This window comes from Rathayibacter sp. AY1D1 (assembly GCF_002932635.1).
Classification (GTDB): Bacteria; Actinomycetota; Actinomycetes; order Actinomycetales; family Microbacteriaceae; genus Rathayibacter.
Genome location: NZ_PSVY01000062.1, coordinates 1 through 3,208, shown reverse-complemented (window position 1 = coordinate 3,208; position 3,208 = coordinate 1). Strand labels below are relative to the sequence as shown.

Sequence of the window (3,208 nt, the reverse complement as noted above, 5' to 3'; positions counted from 1 at the left end):
AACGGGTCCGAGGGCAGGCCCTCGTTCACGCCGTCGAGCTTGGAACCGACCGCGACGGCCACCCAGACGATGCCGATCGCAGCGATCGCCGCGAGGGCTGCGCCGAGCATCAGGGCGTCGTTATTGGCCTTGCCAGGCTCGCGGCGGCGGTTGTTGGCGGTGGCGCTCATGCGGACTCCTCCGTGTAGATCGGGCCGGCCCACCGCGGGGTGCAGTCGTTGGCGGGTGCTTGGTGCGAGGTCCCCCAGGAGAGGACCGCGAGGCCCCGCTCCGCGAAGGAGACGGGGAGGTCGGTCGTGTGGAAGCCGTGCTCCCCCGGGGCGGACCGCTGGCAGGTCCAGCGGTAGCCCTCGAAGGCGAGCGTCGACGGGCAGCTCACGCGATCACCCGGTCCCACTGGTCCCAGGCGACGAAGCTCGCCATGAGCCCGACGCCGGTCCAGCAGAGGGTGAGCAGGAACCGATCGCGGTCTGCCGTCCGCTGACGGGCTCGGATCGCGTTGATGATCGCGGCGCCGGCGGCGCCGGCCGCGACGCAGCTCGCGCCGAGTGCGACGAGGACGCTCACGGCAGGATCTCGACGTTCACGGGATCGGTGGGCAGTGGCTCCGCTGCGCGGCCGGCGCGGGAGGTCGCGTGCCAGAGCTTGTTGGTGTCGTTGACCTCCTTCTCTGCTGCGGTCAGCTCGACGCGCACCGGGATACCGGGACGTCCGCCGACCTTGATCAGGAAGCGGCCGCGGCCGGGAGGCTCGGACTCGTGCCCGGACACGGGGTCCCAGGCGGGCGGGTCCTGCCAGGAGGTGAGCATCCCCTGTTCCGCGATCGACATCGGCACCGCCGAGGTCAGCAGCGGCATCTCAGCACCGGGGAGGCCGCCGCAGATGACCATGCCGGAGCGTTCCACGAAGCCCTTCGCCTTCATCTGATCCTCCGAGGAGGCCAGTGCGAGGAGGTCGGACATGGTGTGGCTGATCATCGCCAGGCCGACGCCGCGCGCACGGTTCAGGCGGGTGAGCGCGTCGACGCGATCGACCATGCCCTTACCCGCGCGCAGCGCCCGCCACAGCTCGTCCAGGATCACGAAGTAGTGCCGCTGCGGTTCGAGCTCCGCGTCCGCGAGGGCGGCCGCGACGTTGACGGTCCCGAAGCCGGCGGACCAGCAGGCGAGGAGGATCGCGGCCTGGAGGTCGCCTTCGGAGTCGTCGATCGAGGACACGTCGTAGACGACGGGCCGGTCCCGGCGCATCGGCGTGGTCGTCTGCTTCGAGAACACCTCGCCCAGGCGTCCACCGGTGGTGAGGCCGATGAGGGAGGCTTCGAGGTTCTCGGTGACGTCCTTGTACTTCTCGATGTTGCCGCGGTCCAACGCGACCTGACGAATCTCGTCCGGCGCCTCCTGGATCACGCGCAGCAGGTCCGCGAGGACCGGCACGCCCTGGTGGTGCTCGTCCAGGTACTTCAGCGCCCGGTCGATGATCGTCTCTTCACGGTCGCTCGGCGGCTGGGAGCGGAGGATCGTCAGCAGCGCTGCGACCATCGTGTGCCGGCGGCCGTGGGCGTCCGCGAGGACCTGGTGCGCGAGGCGCTGCACCTTCGCGGCGTGCTTGCGCAGCCGACCGACCTCCGCGATCATCGCCGCGGTGTCGTCGGAGACGCCGAGCGCGTCGACCTGGTGCGCGAGCTCGTCGGCCCGCTCGAGCGAGCGGTCGGCCTCGTCACGCAGGCGCTGCGCCGCCTCCGACGCCTCACCGGGATCGAGGATGTTCAGGTACCCGCGGCCACGGCCAAGAGGGATCACCTGCCCGTCGAGAGCTTCGATCAGATCCACGTAGTCCGGCTTGAGGTCGCCCAGCACGAGCGGGATCGTGCCGTACCCGGCGAGGCCGGCGGCCATGCGGCGGGTCAGCGAGGACTTCCCCAGGCCGGGCTTGCCGAGCACGAACATCGACGGGTTGCTGATGAGGTTTGCGCGCTGGAACCAGCTGATCGGGTCGCAGCAGACGGAGGCGCCGGTGGAGAGGTTCTTCCCCAGCGGCACCCCGATCATCGGCGTACCCGTCCCGACCGAGAACGGGTACAGCCCGCACACCTGCACGGTCGTCCCGCGGAACTCGTCTGCGGCCGTGACGTTGACGGCTTCACCACCGCCGCGACCGAGCCATCCGCGGATGCTCGGGCGCAGAGGACGGCGCAGCGCCGTCCCCTGGCTCTTCTTCTTCCCGCCGTGCGGGATCTCGATCTTCTTCCCCTCTCGGCGTCGGGTGCGCGGGGTGGTGCGCTCTCTGGTGAGCGTCGGGCGCTGAGCGACCGCTGCTACCGGGGCTGGAGCTTCGCCCTGCCCGCGCGCAGCCCGCCGCGAGGGTGCCGTCGTGTCGGTGCCGGGCTCTGCCGAGGACGACACGGCACCGGTGGGCAGGCCGTCGCCGGTCAGCTCCTCCCCCGTCGTATCGCCGTGCGCGGCGGTGACCGCTCCGTCCGGCAGGACGTCCTCGCCGGGCTCGAGCTCGTTGTCGCTGTTCGAGGAGAACAGGCGGGTGATCAGGCTCACAGGGACTCCCTCACTTCGGTGGGCAGGCGCAGGTGACGCGGGAGCACGAGCCCCAGCGGCAGACCCGCAGCGAAAACGGTGTCCTGCGACCCGAACGCCGGCCGCACCCGAAGACGCGCCGCGGCGGTCAGCGAGTCGATCGCCGCGCGGGCGTCCGCTTCGTGCACAGCGTCGGTGGTCGTCGCGGTGACGATTAGGCCGAAGTTGAGCAGGCCAGCACCGGAGGCCTCCTCCGCCGCGGTCGCCTGGGCGGAGCGGGTGGAGAGGGTCGAGCGGGCGGTGGGCTTGGTCGACGCGGAGCTGTTGAACTGCGCCGCGTTCAGGTCCGCCTCCACGATCGCCGCGGCGCGGGCCGGGTCGATGGGGCGGTAGAGCAGGGTGACGCGCTTGCGAGCGACGTCGCGGTGCGGCGCGAGCAGGCGCGCGAGGATCCCGGACTGCACGACTCCGCGCGGCGGGGAGGTCATCGTCCACGACGTCGACACGGCGCCGTCGTGCCGGTACGACTCCCACCGGGACTCAGCGGCCGCGGGGCCGACGTCCGTCCACGACAGCTCGGGCACGTCCCCGGAGGCGCGGGCCTCATCGATCAGGACGGCGGCGGCGGGGTCGTAGGCGATCCGGATCACCTCGCACAGCTCCTGAGCACCGAGCGGCCG

General features: G+C 71.5%; 4 protein-coding genes. All 4 read right to left on the bottom strand.

The features are described 5' to 3' along the window. Positions 1-166: 166 nt before the first annotated feature. Complete coding sequence (locus C5C56_RS17340) at positions 167-379, bottom strand: hypothetical protein (protein WP_104234427.1); 213 nt, start codon at positions 377-379, stop codon at positions 167-169. Next, the gene (locus C5C56_RS17335) at positions 376-567 is read right to left on the bottom strand and encodes a hypothetical protein (RefSeq protein WP_104234428.1); all 192 of its coding nucleotides are present in this window, start codon (positions 565-567) and stop codon (positions 376-378) included. The genes C5C56_RS17340 and C5C56_RS17335 overlap by 4 nt, the downstream gene beginning before the upstream one ends. Then, entirely contained in the window at positions 564-2,171 is a 1,608-nt protein-coding gene (locus C5C56_RS17330) for an ATP/GTP-binding protein (RefSeq protein ID WP_258065709.1), read from the bottom strand. Before C5C56_RS17330 ends, C5C56_RS17335 begins: the two co-directional genes overlap by 4 nt. A 374-nt stretch (positions 2,172-2,545) precedes the next feature. Further along, the coding region (locus tag C5C56_RS17320) for an SCO6880 family protein (protein WP_374954283.1) at positions 2,546-3,208 on the bottom strand (663 nt) is incomplete at its 5' end.